The following is a 17,749-nucleotide window of genomic DNA, read 5'->3' on the forward strand; positions in this document are numbered from 1 at the left end:
AAGATCGAGCTTGCTGATGCGCAGCATGAGATCGCAGCGAACTGGATCGACGCCTACAAATGTACTTCCACACCAGCGAGCCCATCTAGCTTTCTTTAAAGCTATTGCCCGAGGACGACGATACCCCAAGGCCCTTTTCCAGCTGACACCTTCTTCACCACGGTTGCAGCGGGCAAAGCAACGGCCGTGATGTCGTTCGACGGGCCGTTCGCGGAGTAGAGCGTCTTGCCGTCCGGGGAGAGGGTGATTCCCCACGGACGCTGGCCCACCTCGACGGAGTTCAGGATTGTGTCATTCGACGTATCGACGATGAAGACCTTATGCCCGCGGCCGGTGCTGACGTAAAGACGGCTCGCGTCTGGGGAGAGCAACACGAACATCGGCTTAATGATGCCGGGCTGGCCGATCTTGATCGTCCGAATCACCTTATGCTTCTGCGTGTCGATCACGACAACGGTTCCGTCGTTTTCGGCATTAACGTAGGCAAGCTTGCCGTCGGGGGTAAAGGCAACGTTGCGTGGCCGGTGGCCGACCTTGATGGTCGCAACGATCTTTTCCGCGGCAGGATCGAGGACTGCGACCTCGCTGGTCTCTTCCGAGGTGACGTAGACCTGTTTCCCGTCTGGTGTCACCTTCACGCCTTCAGGCTGAGCGCCGAGCTTCAGACTCTTGACAATCTTGCCGGAGGCCACGTCGAGGATGCTGACTGCCGAGATGTCCTCGTTCGAGATGTAAAGCTGCTTGCCGTCGAGGCTGATATCGAAGTTCTCCGGATCGGAGCCACCGGGAATCGTCTTGACTAGTTTATTTTGTGCAACATCGAAGACGCCGATGCCGTCCGCGCTCTTGTCCGGCGGAGGAAGCGTGCTCTCATCCACATCCGGGCCGGCGATGGGTGTACCGCTCAAAGCGACGTACAGCGTCTTGTGATCAGGGCTGGCATGAATGCCGCGTGGACGTTTACCCAGGGGAACTGTCGCTAGCACATTCCAGTTGCCGCTATCGATTACTGAAAGATCGCCGGAGACCTCGTTGGTGACGTAAATCTTTGGTGCACCGGACGCGACGTGGGATGTGTCTTCCGCGTGTGGTGCGGGAGCCGATTTGCATCCTGTGATCGCGATGGAAGCGAGCAGTAAGAAGGACCAAGAAGCAATGCGCATTACGATCTTCCTTTATAGGTGAAGTTAATGACGGCTTGTCCGCCAGGGGCAACGGTCACCTGTTGTTCCTGGGTCCCAAGTTTTTCCTGCCAGGTAGCGAGAGTGTATGTGCCGGGGGGAAGGTTGGCGATGGTAAAGCTGCCATCCTCCTTCGATACAGTGAAGTAAGGATGATTGAGCACCCCGATGTAAGCGTGCATCCAGCTATGGATATTGCACTTCACTGGGATCATAATCTCCTGCTTCACGAACTTGCGATGCATCGGTGGATCTCCAGGACCCTGGCTATGGTTCCATTCCCTGTTGATCTCCGCCATGGGATGGATGTTGTGGGTGACCGGATCGCTGTTTGTGATCTCCACGGGCTGGTCAACCTGAACGCCGATGATGTGAGGGTGAAACTGGCAGCCTCCCTGGTTGATGACAACTGTGGCGGTCGGCGTTTCGAAGTTCTTTCCCTCAAGTCCACTCTTTATATAGACGAAGACGTTTTCAAGGCCAGATTTGTTGCCGACGATGATCGACTCTTCCATCGCCTTGCCCTTATGCGCGGCAACACAAGCAGGGTCTTCGCTCATATCGATGACCTTTCGTGCCGGAGGCCGCCCGCTGAAGGTGATCTTCCCGCTGACCGATCCAGCAGTCGCAGGATCAACCTTGAAATAGGAGACCGCAGGCTTCGCCGGAGCCGCTGTAGGGGGCGGAGGACTGGATTTACAACCGGTTATTACGAGAGCAAACGGTAGACAAAGCCAGAGGCGGGAGTAGAAGCGTGTCATGGGTGAGATTTCTCCTCTTCCAGGTTAGGAGGCAGCTTTCCGGTCAACGATTTGAGAAACTCCACAAGGTCGCTGCGCTCCTGCCCGTCCAGGTGGATTGTTTTGATCTCGCGATCGATGTACGGATTGGAGTTGCCCTGGCCGGCATAAAAAGAGACAACCTGCTCCAGCGTCTGCAGACTGCCATCGTGCATATAGGGTGCGGTGTTGGCGATGTTCCGCAGCGTGGGTGTCTTGAAGGCGCCGGTGTCGGACTTGACGGTCGTCTCGTGGTAGCGCCCTGCGTCTTTAAGTGTGCCATCATCGTTGACCCCGATCCCGATGTTATGGAACTTACCGTCGGTAAACAGAGCATATTGTGGTGTGATGGTGTGGCAGGCCGCGCAGTTTCCCTTGATCGGATTGATGAAGAGGGCAAGACCGCGTGCCTGCGCCGGTGTCAGTGCCGTGGGCTGGCCTCCGTATTGAAAGCGGTCGAAGGCAGAGTCTCCGCTGAGGATCGTGCGTTCGAAGCTCGCCAACGACCTCTCGACTCGTCCCAGAGTGACATCCTTGCTGCCGAAGGCATCGGTAAACATCTTGCGATAGACGGGATCTTTCGCGAGCTTCGAGACGGAGACCTTGTGCGTCTGGTTCATCTCCAGAGGATCGGCGATCGGGCTTGCTGCCTGGATCTCAAGACTAGTAGCTCGGCCATCCCAAAACTGAGATGACTGGTAGGCGACATTGATCAGTGTGGGAGCGTTGCGAATGCCCTTTGCACCGCCCACGCCGAGCGAGATGGGATGCGGGTCGGAGAAATCGTGCTCGGGATCATGGCATGTTGCGCATGCGAGAGTGTTGTCCTTCGACAGGCGGATGTCGTAGAAGAGCCTTTTGCCGAGAGCGATCGTTGCCTCAGTCGGAGGATTATCCGGCGGGATAGGAACAGGAGGCAGACCGAGGGGAGCATGCAGCTGTACCGATGGCCCGATGGGAGACTCGGAGACCTTCGCGCGACATCCGGCGGTAAAGAGCAAGACCATCACCGAACATGCAGCAAGAGATCGCCGCGTGATCGTTCTGTGGCTGACAGATTTTGCTGCACGAGCCGTGGTGTTCAGAGCCTCAGCGTCGAGGGAAGGCCGCATGAGCAACTATGGTACGGAATGCAATGATCCCCTGACAATGCCGTGCTCAATCGAGAGACGGTTGATATACTGACCGAAATCAAGATCAATTCCCCATAAAACTCCCCCCGTTTCCCGGAGGCTGTGATGACTGAACGTCCCCTGCTGGCAGAGGAGTCCGTATCATCTGTCCCTCTGCGCGTTCTTGTGGCCGCATGTATCGGTAACGCTCTCGAGTTTTATAGCGTGACGGTTTATGCCTTTGCGGCGATGACATTATCTCCTCTCTTCTTCCCGACGGGTAAGGCCAGCCTCTCTCTGCTGCTGACCTTTGGCATGTTTGGGGTCTCCTATCTTGCCCGGCCGATCGGTGGCTACGTCCTGGGCGCGTACGCCGATCAGCGAGGAAGACGCGCCGCATTGCTGCGTACCCTGCAGATCAGCCTCGTCGGGACTGCCATTGTCGCCTTTGCGCCGACGTATGCCACGCTGGGTATCGGCGGACCGCTCCTGATTCTTGTTGCACGCATTCTTCAGGGATTTGCCGTTGGAGGAGAGCTGGGGAATGCGACGGCGTATTTGATGGAGCAAGGTCCCAAGGATCGCAAACCGTTGTTCGCCAGCCTTCAGCTAGCGTCTCAGGGGCTGGGCGGAGTGATTGCGGCGACGACAGGCCTGATCTATGCAGATCTTTCGCCGCACCATCGCGCTGTCTGGGGCTGGCGCGCCCTGCTTGCGGTGCCGTTGCTGCTCGCCCCCGTCGGGCTCTACATTCGTAAGCATCTTGGGGAGAGCCGAGAGTTTCTTGCAAATGGTCCGGCGCGAGTCTCCACCTTCCATCTACTGATGAACTACCGCAAGTCCATCCTGATTGCCGGGGCATCCATCGCTGCACTGACGGCGAATATCTACTTTCGCGTCTATCTTCCTGCGTTTGTCGGCAGCCAGCTTGGGTTGCCGGCATGGTCCCCTTATGTGCTGATGTACATCACATCCTTCATCAACATGCTGATGATTCCATGGGTCGCAAGCTTCACCACACCGGAAAACTGCCGCCGGATCATGATGGTTTCACTCGTGTTGCTGACTCTGGCGGTGTGGCCGGCGATCGCTATGGTGACAACTCACGCCACCGTCTCCCGGCTTCTGATCGGTTGCAGCGCGCTGACCGTCTTCCAGGCTGCTTACAGTGCACCACAGTGCTTCCTGATCGCTTCGCTGTTTCCAACACAGGTTCGGGGTGCCGGGGTGTCAGCCAGTTATAACTTGGCAGTGCTGGCGTTTGGTGGATTCGCGCCTGCGATCTTCTCCGGCCTTGTGCAGTACACGGGGAACCCGCATTCTCCGGCGTTCTATCTGCTGGGGGCCTGTGTCGTGAGCTTCGTCTCGCTGTTCTTCTTTCCTGCACCAGGAGGGGAACGGCAGCAGCCAACCGTTGTTCTCAGGAGACGGACACGCTCGACGTCAAACCCTGTCCTCCAGCCAGGGCATGGGCATACGGCACTATAGCCTCGTTTTGATGATTGAGTACCTCGCGTACGACGTCGCAGAAGATTCCGACAGCGCGAGAGTTTGTTCGTGACTGCCACATGATGCCAAGGCCCATGTTGTGAACCGGGCGATCAAAAGGCACCAGGCGCACGCCGGGGAAATGGACCTGGGCCATGGAACCAGCTGCCATGGCGACACCGCGGCCTGCAGCGACCATGGCAAATTGCAGCGAACCGCCCGAGGGAAACTCGACCAGCTCTGCCGTCAGATGATGCCGTTCCAGCAGATCAGTGATAAAGTGACGATGCTTGTGGCAGTCTTTTTCGGCGACCACCATCACGGGGCGTTGCGAAAACTCCTCCAGACTGATCCAGCCGCGGTTCACCGCAGGATGGTCTTCAGGGAGTACCGCGGTGAGCTTCTCTGCGCGGAGCATCTCAAACTCCATGCCCGGCAGCTGCCAGTCCGGTGTCATCAGCAAGACGTCGACCGTGCCGTCGCAGGCGGCTTGCTTCATCTGTTCCGGTGTCAGCGTCAACATGGTCAGCTGCAGTTCGGGATGCCGAGTGCGGAGTTTGCGAAGCACGTCAGGCAGCACGGTGAACTGACCAACCGGTCCGCAGGAGATCGTAAGACGATCGCTCCTTCGACCATCGACTGCATCCATCACCTGCTGGATATTTTCAAGGACGATGGTGGCGTGATCGCGGAGCCGCGCTCCCACAGGAGTAAGGCTCACTCGCCGTTGCGTGCGATGGAAGAGCATTACGCCAAGAGACTTTTCCAGCGACTTGATCTGGAAGGACAGCGTGGGCTGGGCGATACCAAGCGCCTCAGCAGACTTGCCGAAGTTCAGTTTCTCTGCGAGGACCAGGAAGTATTCCAACTGCCTTATACGAAAGTTCATCGTTCACCTCGAAGAGTAAAAAGGAGCTGCTTCGATGCAAGATGCTTTGGCGCGGAACAACAATGAGTATGGTTCGACCTTCGCAAAACATTGCAGTGTCGTCAAGGACGACCTGTCTTTGCAGGAGTACTTCTGCACGCCGCAATCCCACTGTAGGTAAGATTACCTATAAAGTGATCATCTTTGCGCCGTCTTACCGTGTGCAGCGGTAGCTTTGTCATACCGCCTGGACGGTCTTGTGCGGTCGCGCAATCTGTACATGCCAGCAGGCTGCATGTTACAAATGCACCTAAGCTCAAGGGGAATCTGTCTACTCCTGAGCGTTCTGTCACAAACTGTTAGATCGCACGCCGTGCTGGCGCTTGTTGTGCCAGTTGGTGCAGCACGGCATGTCACCACACTTGCGTTGAGGTTTCATGCGTCGTTGCTATCCTGTCGTCGCGACATCAGCTTCTCTTGTTGTCTGGGGGATCATCTTTTTCGGGCTGAATGGCGGGACCACAGTCTCTGCTGCTGGCGCACCGCAGCAGCCGCGCTCTGCCTTCAACCAAGGCCCGGCGCGCGCCCCGGAAGACCCCGCGGCAGTCGTTCACGGCAAAGCGCTCTTCGCGATCAACTGTCAGGCATGCCATGGCGCCGATCTTCGCGGAGGCGATATGGGTGGCCCCAACCTTTTGCGCTCGGAGGCGGCACTCACCGATCTGCACGGTGAGCAGATCATCCCGATTATTCAAGGCGCGCGCATGGCCCAGGGGATGCCTAATATCGGCCTGAACAACGAAGATGCGGGAGCAGTTGCGGCGTATATTCGTTCCGTCATCGGCAGCATCGGCAGCCAGGGGCGCCCGCCGGGTGAAGAGCAAGTGCTCGATATTATCGTTGGCGATGCTTCGCGTGGACAGGCGTATTTCGCCAAGCACTGCGCCTCCTGCCATTCGGTATCAAGCGATCTCAAGGGGCTTGCCACAAAGTATCCCGACGCCAGGCAGTTGCAGGCCCGGTGGCTCGCAGGCGGCAGTGCCCATGCACAGCCTTCCAGCCTGCCGACAGTAGAGATCACCCTTCCGTCCGGGGAAAAGGTCGCAGGTGGGCTGGTGCGTATCGATGACTTTCTCGTGACAGTGAAGTTGTCGGATGGTTCAGAACGGACCATTGCACGTCGGGGGGCGATTCCGCACGTTGTTGTTCACGACCCGCTGCAGGCCCATCGCGACATGCTTCCACACTATGTCGACTCCGATATCCACGATGTGACAGCCTATCTGGTGACCTTGAAGTGAACCGTCTCTCTGCGCTCTTATCCGTGTCCCTGTTCCTCTCCCCACTCGCCTTGTTTGCGCAGGGAGGAGGTGTTTCGCCGCAGGATCTGCTGAAGCCTCTCTCAAAGGATTGGCCGACTTACAACGGCGACTACACCGGAAAGCGATACAGCGCGCTTACGCAGGTGAATCGTCAGACGGTCAAGAATCTTTCGCTCGCGTGGTACTCGCAGCTGACTCCCGGCTTAGACAACTCTCCGGGGCGCGCGTCGCAGGTTCCCCAGATCGTGGGTGGAGAAGGCCCGGACAATATCAACATCCATTCAGGCACCATCAAGGGGACGATCCTTGCGGTTGACGGCACACTGTATGTCACGATGCCTGACAATGCCTGGGCGATCGACGCCCGTGACGGACATCTCCTATGGCACTACTACTGGAAGACCAAGGGCGGCACGCACATCGGCAATCGTGGATTCGGCATGTGGCACGGCTATCTCTACATGGAGACACCCGACGATTATCTTGTCTCGCTCGACGCCAAGACTGGCAAGGAACGCTGGCATAAGGTGATTGCCAATATGGAGGAAGGATATTTTGCTACGCCTGCCCCCCTCGTGATTGGCAATCATGTCCTCGTTGGCATGGGCAATGACATTGACTCGCCCGGATATCTCCAGTCGTTCGATCCGGAGACAGGCGATCTGCAGTGGAAGTTCTATACGGTTCCCATGAAGAAGGGCGATCCCGGGGCCGACACCTGGAAGAACATCGATGCGGCGCGCCACGGTGGCGGCCAGACATGGATCACCGGAGCCTTCGATCCCGAGACGAATCTTTATATCTTTGGCACAGGTAATCCGACTCCTGCCTATACCACCGGCCTGCGCGGAGATCTCGACAATCTCTTTACCTGCTCGCTGATTGCGGTCGACGTCGATACCGGCAAGATGAAGTGGTACTTCCAGACCTCGCCGCATGACATGCACGATTACGACTCGGCGCAGACTCCTGTGCTGTTCGACGGCATGTTCAAGGGCAAGATGCGCAAGATGGTGGCCACCACGGCGCGTAACGGTTATTACTTCACGCTGGACCGTGTCACCGGCGAGCATCTGGTGACGAGTAAGTACGGGGAGACGACCAACTGGGCCAAGGGACTCACGCCTGCCGGAGGCCCGAAGCGTGATCCCAACAAGGACGCAACCGTGGCCGGCTCGCTCGCCTCTCCGAACTCCGGCGGAACGATCAACTGGGAGCCGGTAGCCTACTCGCCGGTAACAGGGTTGCTTTACACCTACGAGCTCAATAACTTCTCCGTGGTCTATCTCACCGATACCGATCCGCGTGGCTCCATGGGGTTGGGTGGTAAAGAAGAGTTATCGGTTGGAGCCGTTAGCAGCTACCTGACCGCAATCGACTACCGGACCGGTGCTTCTCGGTGGCGTCATCGCTTTTATTCCAATAGCGTTGGCGGCGGAGGCCTGCTGGCAACGGCTGGCGGTCTCGTCTTCACCGGTGATGGGGCAGGCAGTCTCGTCGCCTATGATGCGGCGGATGGCAAGACTCTCTGGAACACCCGCATTGGCACGATTTCAAATGCGCCGCAGACGTTCTCCATGGATGGCCACCAGTACGTCATCTGCGCTTCGGGTGGCACGCTCTGGTCGTTCATCCTCCACTAGTGTTGGAACAAGGACGCCCAGAAAGGCCACGCATAATTTCTTCGGTTATCGAATAAACATCTGTTCGGTTTGAAGAGCAATCCTGTAAAGTGGGGTCAATTTCTTTTCGAACCCCCGATAGAAGGAGCTGTTCTTCGCGGCTATTCATCTGTCGCGATTCGTTCTTGTCCCTGGCACCAGAATTCTGTAACGAGGAGGAGAGATAGAGTATGGGTTCTTACCGTCCATCGAGAGATGCTTTTGATCGCCGTTACTTTCTGCGTGGTGCAGGCGGCAGCCTTGCCGCGGGTGCGTTGCTGGGGGCGGCAGCGGTTCCTGCCGCTCAGGCTCAGCAGGCTGTAACGCCAGAGGACGTCACGCACGCCAGCGCCTTCCGTCCGATGACCGAACATGAGAAGGTCGCCCGTATTGCCTCCAACAGCTATCCCATCCGTTGGATCTTCAAGAACCATGACAACGTCGGCGATAAGGCTACGGTTACATCGATGAAGGCGAAGTACGGCGAGATCACCATGCTCGACTTTCCCGCCTTCACGAAGAAGACGTTTCCCGGTGTCACCAAGATGGACATGTGGTCCAGTTTGTTCGGCGACATGGGTGACATGAGCCAGTACGAGAAGATGAGCATCACCGGCTACGACGGGAAGCCGCGTACGGTGGTCGAGTTCGATCCGGCAGCGACGTCGGCGAAGGGCTGGCTTGAGAAGATGGCAAACGCCCAGGCGAAAGAGGGCGTCTTCTGCCACCACATCTCAAACAACGCGCCGCGCGATATCTGCGATCTGGATGATGCAAAACGCAAGGCTGGTGTTGCTGTTGCGAAGAAGTGGCTGGATGGCGCGGCGATCCTCGGTGCGAAATCCATGCGCATCAACAGCGGCGGTCCGCGGATCGCTCCCTCGCCGCAACCCAACGAGACCAGCTATCCGAAGAACCCGGAGCTGGAGCGCTATCTCGATCAGTGCATCCTGTCCTTCAAGGAGATGGCGGAATACGGGGCCAAGGTGGGTGTGAAGGTAACCCTCGAAAATCACTGGGGACTCACAGCCAATCCGATCAACATCCGCATCATCGTTGAAGAGGTCAATAACGTTTACTGTGAGGCCAGCCCTGACTTCTGCAACTGGGAGCACAAGTATCTGCTCTATCACGCGCTGAACGATCTCGCGCCATATGCCCACACGACCGTGCACGCAAAATTCTGGGACCGCTTCGGCCAGCCGGATGTCCAGCGTGGTGTTCGCATTATGCTCAACAACAACTACACCGGCGTCTTTGCTCTGGAATACGAAGACGGTCCGTGGGACGGGATCGAAGGTGCAAAGTACCTTTATCAGCAGGTGATGGCTGCACTGTAACTTTGGCATCTGTTGTTGGCAGGGTGCCGTAGGCTAATAGCAATAGACAACGCATCAGGGAGAAGAGAATGGACCGCAAGTATTCTGGGAATCGTGACAATCAGGCCGGTATGCCGGCGCAGCGCGGTTGGCGTGCGGCGATCTGCCGCGGACTCGTTGGCGGTCTGATGCTGATGGCGGTCTCCGTTACCTGTGGCACCGACGCCGGTGCTCAGGCCAAAGCGAAGATACCAGGCGATGACTGGATTCAACTCTTCAACGGAACAGACCTTATGGGATGGACCAAGATCGGCGCAGAGAGCTGGACGGTGGAAGATGGTCTGCTGCACGGACGTGGATTGACCAAGGCCTATGGGTATCTTGAGACGGAACATGACTACAAGGACTTTACAGCTCTCGCTGCGCTTCAAGTGTGTTGGAGACGGTAACAGCGGCGTCTTCTTCCACACCGGCTTCAAGCCCAACTCTGTCGATACGACGCAGGGCATGCAGTTCGAGATCGACTGCACCATGATGCACCATACTGCTGGCGTCTATGCCGAAGACGGTCGCGGCTGGGTCGTATGGCCCTCTCCTGAAAACGAAGGTGTTGTCCGCAAGGGCGAGTGGAACGATTACTTCGTTGAGGTTATCGGCAATCGCTATCGTTCACGGCTCAATGGTGTTCCGATGGTCGATTACACTGATCCGCATCCCGGTGCATCCGACGGAAAGATTGCACTGCAGCTTCATGCCGGTGGCGCAGGCAACATGCAATTTAAAGACATCTGGATTCGCGACCTGTCGAAGCGCTGAAACGGCGGGCTGAGAGCCCGTAGAACTGAGAGTTGTCATGGTCACGGGAGGCTCGCTGAAACAGCGTTCCCAAAACGCTCTGATTGTCCTCTGCGGCCTAGCTGCTGCGGCGTGTGCGCCTGCCTTCGGGCAGGCCACGCCGATCCGGGATCAGGCCCACAGCAGCTGGCGGGAGTATGGTGGATCGCCTGATGGCGCACAGTATTCCTCCCTGAGCCAGGTCAATCGAGAGAACGTTGGCCAGCTGCATCAGGTCTGGAGCTTCTCAACAGGCGATGCGCGTGGGTACTCCTTCAATCCGCTCGTCATCGGTCGTGACATGTATGTGCTCGCGCACGATAACTCGATCGTCAAGCTCGATGCGGCGACAGGGAAAGAAATCTGGACGCGACCGCTGCATGCCAAGACTCTGCTCATCACGAATCGAGGCCTTACCTATTGGCAGAGCAAGGATGGCCGTGACCGGCGCCTCATTCTGTCAGTCGATAATGCACTGCGCGAATTGAATGCAGAGACCGGGGAGCCGATCGAGAACTTCGGCGATCATGGAAGCGTTGATCTGCGGGATGGTCTTGGACGTGATCCTCACAGTCTCACGCTTGTGCAGTCTTACAACCCCGGGAAGATCTATGGCGATCTGTTAATCCTTGGTTCGGCGACGAACGAAGAATACGCGTCAGGACCAGGAGATATCCGAGCCTACAACCTGCTCACCGGAAAACTCGCCTGGATCTTCCACACTATTCCACATCCGGGAGAGCCTGGCTACGAGACCTGGCCGAAAGATGCGTGGAAGTCTGTTGGCGGAGCCAATGCCTGGAGCGGCATGGCACTCGATGAGAAACGTGGCATCATCTACCTCCCCACGGCCAGTCCGAAGTACAACTTCTATGGAGCCGATCGTCCTGGAAAGAATCTCTACGGCGATAGCCTGGTCGCGCTGAATGCACGCACAGGTAAGCTCATCTGGTATTACCAGATGGTCCATCACGATATCTGGGACTACGACAATGCGGGTACGCCGATGCTCCTTACCGTGCGCCACGACGGTCGTATGGTGGATGTCGTGGCACAGGCCAGCAAGGTCGGTTTTGTGTGGGTTTTTGAGAGAGAGACGGGTAAGCCGCTCTGGCCTGTCGAAGAGCGTCCTGTCGGAAAGTCCCCGATGCCGGGCGAAGAGACTTGGCCGACCCAGCCGTTCCCGACGAAGCCGCTACCCTTCGCCCGGCAGTCTTTTACCGCGAAGGATCTCAGCCCCTATCTTGAACCGGCTGAGCGAGAGAGCCTGCTGAAGCAGATGGCCGCAGCTCGGAATGACGGGCTTTTCACGCCTCCATCGACGACGGATACGGTTGAGATGCCCGGCAACAACGGTGGAGCGAATTTCGGCGGATCGGCAATCGATCCAAGACGCGGTTACTTCTACGTCGTCTCCAAGGATCTTCCGTCGATGCTGAAGCTCACGCTGGCTAAGGCGCCTCTGCAGAGCGGAACACCTGAGATCCGTGGACGCTCATTATTTGAAGCCAACTGCAGCCTCTGCCATGGCAGCGATCTCAAAGGCAAGCCGCCTGCGATCCCTGCATTGCAGGATGTGCATAGCAGGCTCTCGGATGACGAGATTGCGAAGACGATCCGCTCCGGTAGAGGGTCCATGCCTTCCTTTGCTCACCTCGGCGATGCCGATACCAGTGCGATTCTCGCTTATCTCAAGCGCCCCGAACTCGCTCCCGCGATGGCGGAGCAGGCGCAAACCGCTCCTGCTCTCAATCAGGACCCTGCTCAGCTCCACTATCGCAGTGGCTTCGGTTTCATGTTTGCGGAGAGTGGACTCCCGGTGATTGCTCCGCCGTGGACGACGTTGACGGCTTACGATCTTAACACCGGAGACATCCTCTGGCAGCGCCCGTTGGGTGAAGTCCCTGAGTTGGCCGCGCAGGGCCATACCGATACCGGTTCGCATTTTCCCAAGATTGATCCTGTTGTTACGGCGGGTGGTCTCATCTTTACCGGGAGTCGTGACCGCAAGGTCCGCGCCCTGGATGCAACGACGGGCAAGACACTCTGGGAGTTCGAAGTTGGAGCTGCGCTGGAAGGCATGCCCGCGGTCTACGAGGTAGGCGGCAGGGAGTATGTTGTCTTCTGCGCGGCGGCACGCGCGACGACGCATACTCATGCCCTGCCGGATCATCCTGCTTCGCAGGATCCCATCCCCGGAGCTTACGTTGCATTTGCACTTCCGTAGTGCAACGCTATCCAGCGTTAGATGGAATTGAGATACGCGAAGGCTGCAACCGATGCTGCGCTGCGCGCCAGCAGATTCTCTTCGGCCTTGCCAAAGATGATCTGAGTTGACTGAAGGAAGCGGGGCATCACATTGTTCTCGATCGCCCGTAGTGCGGCTGTGCGGAAGACGCCGTTATCGAAGCCCTCGATGTCGGTGAACAGTACGGCCTGCGGATTATTCAGGTGGACCAGCGATGCCACGGCCAGCCCAAGCCCATTGCCCGCAGCGCGCAGAAGCCGCGAGGCGCGTGTCTCACTACGCGAGGCGCGCTCTTCCAGATCTCGCATGGAGGTGATCTTCATGCCCTCGGCCTCCGCTGCCATGCGAAGCGCATACCCTCCTGCAATCGTATCCAGACAGCCATAGCGTCCACAGCGACATAATGTCCCCTTCGGGACTACGGTGATGTGTCCGATTTCACCGGCGCTATCGTCATAACCACGATAGAGCTTGCCGTGAACAAAATGCGCCGAACCAATGGTGGGTCCAAGCATGACGCTGGTAAAGCTCTCCATACCGCGTGCGCTACCGAAGAACTTTTCGCCCACGGCAACAGCATTGGCATCGTTTTCGACCCATGCAGGCAGACGAAGCGCTTTCGTCAGCATTCGCGCAACAGGAATGTCTCGCCATCCCAGGGCAGCAGAGTAGCGGCAGATCCCCTCATCCGCATTGACGATGCCAGTGATGGTGATACCGACTCCCTGCATGCGGCTGCGAGGAATCTTTATGGAACGCAGAAGTGAGTTGAAGGCCGTGCGAGCTTCGGCCACCAGCCTTTCCGGTGTGTCGGGGCCAGGAAGCACCATGTGTTCGATAACCCTTCCATGGAGGTCCGTAATGACCATCGAGATCGCGGACGGATCGATCGATATACCCAGAAAATAGGCATGCGAAGCCTGCAGCTGCAACTGCACCGTTGGCCGTCCACGCTGACGTCCCGTCGTCCGAACGGGAAGCTCAGCCAGCAGGTCTCTCTGCAGGAAGGCCTGCGTGACTTCGGTGATGGCAGCAGGGCTGACGCCCGTGATCTTGCTGAGCTCCGAGCGCGCGAGTTGCTTGTTGCGAAGCAGGGCAGCGATCACGGCATTTCGTGCGGAGCGGAACTGAGGCTTAGCCAGTCGTTCAGTTGCGGTCATACCAATCCTCAGGAAGTTACAACCCGTTGAAACGTGAAGGGTGACGGTACAAAAAGAATTGTTGACGCTCCTCGCAAGGGGCAATATGATCCAGCTACCGAAATATTGCCTATCTCCCCCGGTCAATTCTGTTCTATCTGGCCCTCGTCACAAAAACTACATATTTGTTTCGGTTTCTGAATTAAATAAAGCAAACCTAGTATTTCCGAGAGAATTTTCAGGCTAGCGGCAGTTGGCACCTTCGAGATGTGAAGCGTGTAGGCACTGTAGCGTTTTCTCTGCACTGTCGTGCCTGGCTGCATATTTGTTGCCTGGTTGGTGGGTTGAATTGCGAGGAGGCTCCTATGAAATGCAGCTGGAATTTCTGGACGCGGTATGTCTGTCTGATGATGCTGACCGTGGCGCTGGTCAAGCCATCGTTTGCGCAGAACACAACAGCGGATGTCGTCGGTACCGTAACCGACAGCAGCGGTGCCGTCGTGCCCGGCGCCACCATTGAGCTCACCAATACCGACACGCAGGAGAAGCGTGTTGTGACCTCTGGAGCAGGCGGGGAATATACCTTTACCCTTCTCAAGCCCAGCCGCTATTCGCTCTCCGTGACGGCCGCCGGCTTCAAGGTTTTTGTGATCAATTCCTTCGCGCTCGCTGCGGGCGATCGTGCGCGTGAAGACTCTCATCTTGAAATTGGAGGCACCGGCGAAGTTGTGAACGTCGATGCTGCACCGCCTTCGCTTCATACGGATACGTCTGCTCTCATCACGACGGTAACGGAGAAGGCGACCCAGGAGCTTCCGCTGAATGGCCGCAACTTCATCAACCTCGTGCAGGTGACGCCGGGTGCAACCGAAGGTCTGAACAATGGACTCGCTAGCGGCAATCGTCCGGACGACCGCCGTCAGACCTCTTCGGTCTCCGTCAACGGACAGGCCGACATGATGAATAACCAGCTCGTTGACGGTATGGACAACAATGAGCGCGTTATCGGGTCCATCGGCGTTCGTCCGTCGGTCGACGCTATCCAGGAGGTCAGTGTCCAGACCAACGTCTTTACTGCCGAGGTCGGTCGCTCTGCTGGCGCCATCATCAACGTCATCACCAAGTCGGGTACCAACCAGTATCACGGCACGGCGTACGAGTTCTTCCGCAACGATGTGCTTAACGCCAGCCCCTACAAGTTCGGCGCGAATATTCCCAAGCCAAAGTACCGGCAGAACCAGTTTGGCGGCAGCCTTGGCGGGCCGATCATCAAGGACAAGACCTTCTTCTTCGCCGATTATGAAGGGCTGAACATCGTTCGCACACTCAACCCAACGACGACGACGGTCCCCACGCGCTTCGAGCGCAACAATCCCGGCAACTTCACGGATAACCCGGCGATCAACAAGATCGTTCCGGCTTCCAGCTTCGACAATATAGGTCAGCAGTACATGGCCCTCTTCCCGTTGCCCACCAACGATGGTGTCCTTTCCGGCAACTACGTTGGCGCGCCACGCAACTCGCAGTTCAATAAGACAGCAGATGGCCGACTTGATCATCGCTTCCGCAACGGCGACCTGGCCTATCTTCGCTACACCTACAACGCGGTCGACACGAATATCGGATCGCTCTTTCCGCTAACCAATTCGGCTGCCGGGCAGATCTATCCCGGCGGTAACCTCGGCAGCTATCCCGGCCCTGCGCAGACACGAGCGCATCAGGCGCAATTGAACTATATACACAGCTTTACGCCGAACCTCCTGCTCGAGCTGAAGGCCGGTTACACGTTGCTCGACAACGCACAGTATCCGTTGAACTTCGGCAACGCGATCAATACTGCCATGGGGCAGCCGAATATCAACGTGGACTCCCGCACCGCAGCGCTCTCGGCTGTCACCGTCAATCAGGGAACGGCCACCACCCTTGGCAACCGGCCTCCCATCATCTACCACGAGAATACTTTTCAATACGAAGGTACCGTGAACTACATCCACGGCAAGCAAGCCATCAAGATCGGTGCAGGTCTCATCCGCCGTCAGGACAGCGTCACCCAGACCGACACGGCGAACGGCAACTGGTCTTTCACGGACTTCTCCACGCTGCTTTCCGGCGACTACATCAACGAAGGCCGCAACGAGATCCTCTTTACGCCGCACAACCGTACCTGGGAGCCACACTTTTTCTTTCAGGACGATGTGCATCTCACCTCGCGGCTCACGGTCAACCTCGGTGTTCGTTATGACCTCTTCACGCCGTACACCGAGATCAACAACATCCTGTCGAACTTCGACACCGGTCTTGGAAAGATCGTGGTTGCCGGGCAGAACGGCATCGATGGTCACGGCAATATTCGCACCGATTACAGCAACTTCGCACCGCGCATTGGCTTCGCGTACACGCCGGCCGAAAGGACCGTCATCCGTGGCGGTTTCGGTATGACCTACGCTCCGGAAAACACCACCTCCGGGTCCGCACTCGTCAACCAGCCATTCACGGCAACCTGGGGAGCTTACACGCCGGATCAGGCATATAACACTGCCGTGGGGCCTCTGTATAACTACTCTCCGGCGGCTGCAACAGCCTTTCGGAAGTTTGCGGGTGGCCTTCCAAGCCCGGTCCCGAACAGCGCGACGAACCCCAGCGGTACGGTTACGGCGGCCCTTGACCCGCACTTCCGCTCAACCTATATCGAACAGTTCAACCTGACGGTGGAGCGCGAGTTCGCAGGTTTCGTAGGCAGCGTCTCCTACGTCGGTCAGCTCGGCCGACGTCTCGCCTACTACCTCAACGACTACAACACGCTCGCTCCGACGGCCAGCATCTATGCCAACCCGAACGACACGACGACAAATACTCCTGTGATCGCGAACGCCGGGTTCAATTCTCTGAGACGTTTTGCCAGCACGGTGCCAAACATTACTACAATCCCGTACTACACCAGCAACGGCATCAGCAGCTACCACGCGATGCAGGCTGTGCTAAAGCGCCGCTTCAACAAAGGTCTCGATCTTCAGGTCGGCTACACCTGGGCTCGTCTGCTCGATGATGCTGAATCTATCAGCAACAATGGCGGCAATGGCTTCGGTACATCTGCGGAGCTCATCCCGACGATTGACTACGGCAACGGTAACCTCGACGTGCGTCAGCGTGTCACCATGACCTTCAACTACTCTCTTCCGTTCGGGGAGAGTAAGCATGGCTTCACCGGTGCGCTGGTCAAGGGATGGCAGGCCAACGGTCTCGTCGTCTGGAATACGGGTATGCCGTTCTCCGTCATCAATACGATCAACCGTACTGGTACCCGTCCGAGTGCAGGAACCAGCGATCGACCGAACATGATCGGTAGCGGCAAGACATCGAACCCCAGCGTCAGCCGCTGGTTTGATGTCAACGACTTTGCTTTCCAGAAAGTTGGCACCATCGGAACAGAACGCCGCAACCAGCTCTACGGCCCTGGGCTGCAGCGCGTCGATCTCTCGTTGTTCAAGAACTTCGATATAACGGAGCGCTTGAAGCTGGAATTCCGTACCGAGGCTTTCAATGTTCTCAATACGACCCAGTTCGCTAATCCAAATGGGACGCTTTCACTTACGCCTTGCACGGTCTCCGCGCCATGCTCGGGAACCTATCCGGTGCCTGGATTCCAACCTGTCTCCACCTTTGGCACCATCACGGCAACGGCGAACGCCTACAACCCGCGGCTCATTCAGTTTGCGGCTCGTCTGAAGTTCTAACCGGGCGCAATCGCGAAGGGGGCATCCCATGCTGCATGGGATGCCCTTCACTTTGCTGCGGAAA

13 protein-coding genes are annotated in these 17,749 nt (G+C 57.5%); 8 read left to right on the plus strand and 5 right to left on the minus strand.

Translation table 11 applies throughout. The features are described 5' to 3' along the window. Positions 1–101: 101 nt before the first annotated feature. Genes PW789_RS04315 through PW789_RS04325 form a run of 3 tightly spaced genes read right to left on the minus strand, consistent with a single transcriptional unit; the run spans position 102 to position 2,967 of the window. The gene (locus tag PW789_RS04315; RefSeq protein WP_299371942.1) at positions 102–1,163 is read right to left on the minus strand and encodes a beta-propeller fold lactonase family protein; all 1,062 of its coding nucleotides are present in this window, start codon (positions 1,161–1,163) and stop codon (positions 102–104) included. After that, positions 1,163–1,942, minus strand: a complete 780-nt coding sequence (locus PW789_RS04320) for a carboxypeptidase regulatory-like domain-containing protein (protein WP_299371945.1) — start codon at positions 1,940–1,942, stop codon at positions 1,163–1,165. Before PW789_RS04320 ends, PW789_RS04315 begins: the two co-directional genes overlap by 1 nt. After that, positions 1,939–2,967, minus strand: coding sequence for a cytochrome c peroxidase (locus tag PW789_RS04325; protein ID WP_299371947.1), 1,029 nt, complete (start codon positions 2,965–2,967; stop codon positions 1,939–1,941). Before PW789_RS04325 ends, PW789_RS04320 begins: the two co-directional genes overlap by 4 nt. Before the next feature lie 231 nt (positions 2,968–3,198). On the opposite strand from PW789_RS04325, the gene PW789_RS04330 reads away from it, so the two are divergent. Next, positions 3,199–4,560: an MFS transporter gene (locus PW789_RS04330; RefSeq protein ID WP_299371950.1), complete on the plus strand. Its 1,362-nt coding sequence runs from the start codon at positions 3,199–3,201 to the stop codon at positions 4,558–4,560. Here PW789_RS04330 and PW789_RS04335 read toward each other — a convergent pair. Then, the gene (locus PW789_RS04335; protein WP_299371953.1) at positions 4,493–5,449 is read right to left on the minus strand and encodes a LysR family transcriptional regulator; all 957 of its coding nucleotides are present in this window, start codon (positions 5,447–5,449) and stop codon (positions 4,493–4,495) included. The two genes, PW789_RS04330 and PW789_RS04335, sit on opposite strands and share 68 nt — an antisense overlap. A gap of 416 nt (positions 5,450–5,865) precedes the next feature. Between PW789_RS04335 and PW789_RS04340 the strand changes: the two genes are divergently transcribed. The 6 genes from PW789_RS04340 (at position 5,866) to PW789_RS04365 (ending at position 12,791) form a co-directional block, all read left to right on the plus strand. Continuing rightward, positions 5,866–6,729, plus strand: a complete 864-nt coding sequence (locus tag PW789_RS04340) for a c-type cytochrome (protein ID WP_299371956.1) — start codon at positions 5,866–5,868, stop codon at positions 6,727–6,729. Further along, the gene (locus tag PW789_RS04345) at positions 6,726–8,393 is read left to right on the plus strand and encodes an acido-empty-quinoprotein group A (RefSeq protein ID WP_299371959.1); all 1,668 of its coding nucleotides are present in this window, start codon (positions 6,726–6,728) and stop codon (positions 8,391–8,393) included. Before PW789_RS04340 ends, PW789_RS04345 begins: the two co-directional genes overlap by 4 nt. Positions 8,394–8,602: 209 nt before the next feature. Next, positions 8,603–9,751 (plus strand): TIM barrel protein, encoded by a 1,149-nt coding sequence (locus PW789_RS04350; RefSeq protein WP_299371961.1) that lies wholly within the window; start codon positions 8,603–8,605, stop codon positions 9,749–9,751. Between the two features lie 68 nt (positions 9,752–9,819). Next, positions 9,820–10,179, plus strand: coding sequence for a family 16 glycoside hydrolase (locus tag PW789_RS04355; RefSeq protein ID WP_299371964.1), 360 nt, complete (start codon positions 9,820–9,822; stop codon positions 10,177–10,179). Then, on the plus strand, positions 10,124–10,546 hold the full coding sequence (locus PW789_RS04360; RefSeq protein WP_299371967.1) for a DUF1080 domain-containing protein: 423 nt from the start codon (positions 10,124–10,126) through the stop codon (positions 10,544–10,546). The genes PW789_RS04355 and PW789_RS04360 overlap by 56 nt, the downstream gene beginning before the upstream one ends. Before the next feature lie 37 nt (positions 10,547–10,583). Beyond that, entirely contained in the window at positions 10,584–12,791 is a 2,208-nt protein-coding gene (locus tag PW789_RS04365) for a pyrroloquinoline quinone-dependent dehydrogenase (RefSeq protein ID WP_299371970.1), read from the plus strand. Between the two features lie 17 nt (positions 12,792–12,808). Here the strand turns inward: PW789_RS04365 and PW789_RS04370 are convergent, their stop codons facing one another. Continuing rightward, positions 12,809–13,972 (minus strand): ROK family protein, encoded by a 1,164-nt coding sequence (locus PW789_RS04370; RefSeq protein WP_299371973.1) that lies wholly within the window; start codon positions 13,970–13,972, stop codon positions 12,809–12,811. Positions 13,973–14,316: 344 nt separating this feature from the next. Here PW789_RS04370 and PW789_RS04375 point away from each other — a divergent pair, with 344 nt between their 5' ends. Beyond that, positions 14,317–17,685: a TonB-dependent receptor gene (locus tag PW789_RS04375; RefSeq protein ID WP_299371976.1), complete on the plus strand. Its 3,369-nt coding sequence runs from the start codon at positions 14,317–14,319 to the stop codon at positions 17,683–17,685. The last annotated feature ends 64 nt before the right edge of the window (positions 17,686–17,749 follow it).

Origin of the sequence: Edaphobacter sp. (assembly GCF_028283685.1) — a bacterium.
Classification (GTDB): domain Bacteria; phylum Acidobacteriota; class Terriglobia; order Terriglobales; family Acidobacteriaceae; genus Edaphobacter.

Bases quoted from the DNA above. Each gene is read 5' to 3' on its own strand.
- PW789_RS04315 (WP_299371942.1), bottom strand. From the start codon at position 1,163: ATGCGCATTGCTTCTTGGTCCTTCTTACTGCTCGCTTCCATCGCGATC.
- PW789_RS04320 (WP_299371945.1), bottom strand. From the start codon at position 1,942: ATGACACGCTTCTACTCCCGCCTCTGGCTTTGTCTACCGTTTGCTCTC.
- PW789_RS04325 (WP_299371947.1), bottom strand. From the start codon at position 2,967: ATGGTCTTGCTCTTTACCGCCGGATGTCGCGCGAAGGTCTCCGAGTCT.
- PW789_RS04330 (WP_299371950.1), top strand. From the start codon at position 3,199: ATGACTGAACGTCCCCTGCTGGCAGAGGAGTCCGTATCATCTGTCCCT.
- PW789_RS04335 (WP_299371953.1), bottom strand. From the start codon at position 5,449: ATGAACTTTCGTATAAGGCAGTTGGAATACTTCCTGGTCCTCGCAGAG.
- PW789_RS04340 (WP_299371956.1), top strand. From the start codon at position 5,866: ATGCGTCGTTGCTATCCTGTCGTCGCGACATCAGCTTCTCTTGTTGTC.
- PW789_RS04350 (WP_299371961.1), top strand. From the start codon at position 8,603: ATGGGTTCTTACCGTCCATCGAGAGATGCTTTTGATCGCCGTTACTTT.
- PW789_RS04355 (WP_299371964.1), top strand. From the start codon at position 9,820: ATGGACCGCAAGTATTCTGGGAATCGTGACAATCAGGCCGGTATGCCG.
- PW789_RS04360 (WP_299371967.1), top strand. From the start codon at position 10,124: ATGACTACAAGGACTTTACAGCTCTCGCTGCGCTTCAAGTGTGTTGGA.
- PW789_RS04365 (WP_299371970.1), top strand. From the start codon at position 10,584: ATGGTCACGGGAGGCTCGCTGAAACAGCGTTCCCAAAACGCTCTGATT.
- PW789_RS04370 (WP_299371973.1), bottom strand. From the start codon at position 13,972: ATGACCGCAACTGAACGACTGGCTAAGCCTCAGTTCCGCTCCGCACGA.
- PW789_RS04375 (WP_299371976.1), top strand. From the start codon at position 14,317: ATGAAATGCAGCTGGAATTTCTGGACGCGGTATGTCTGTCTGATGATG.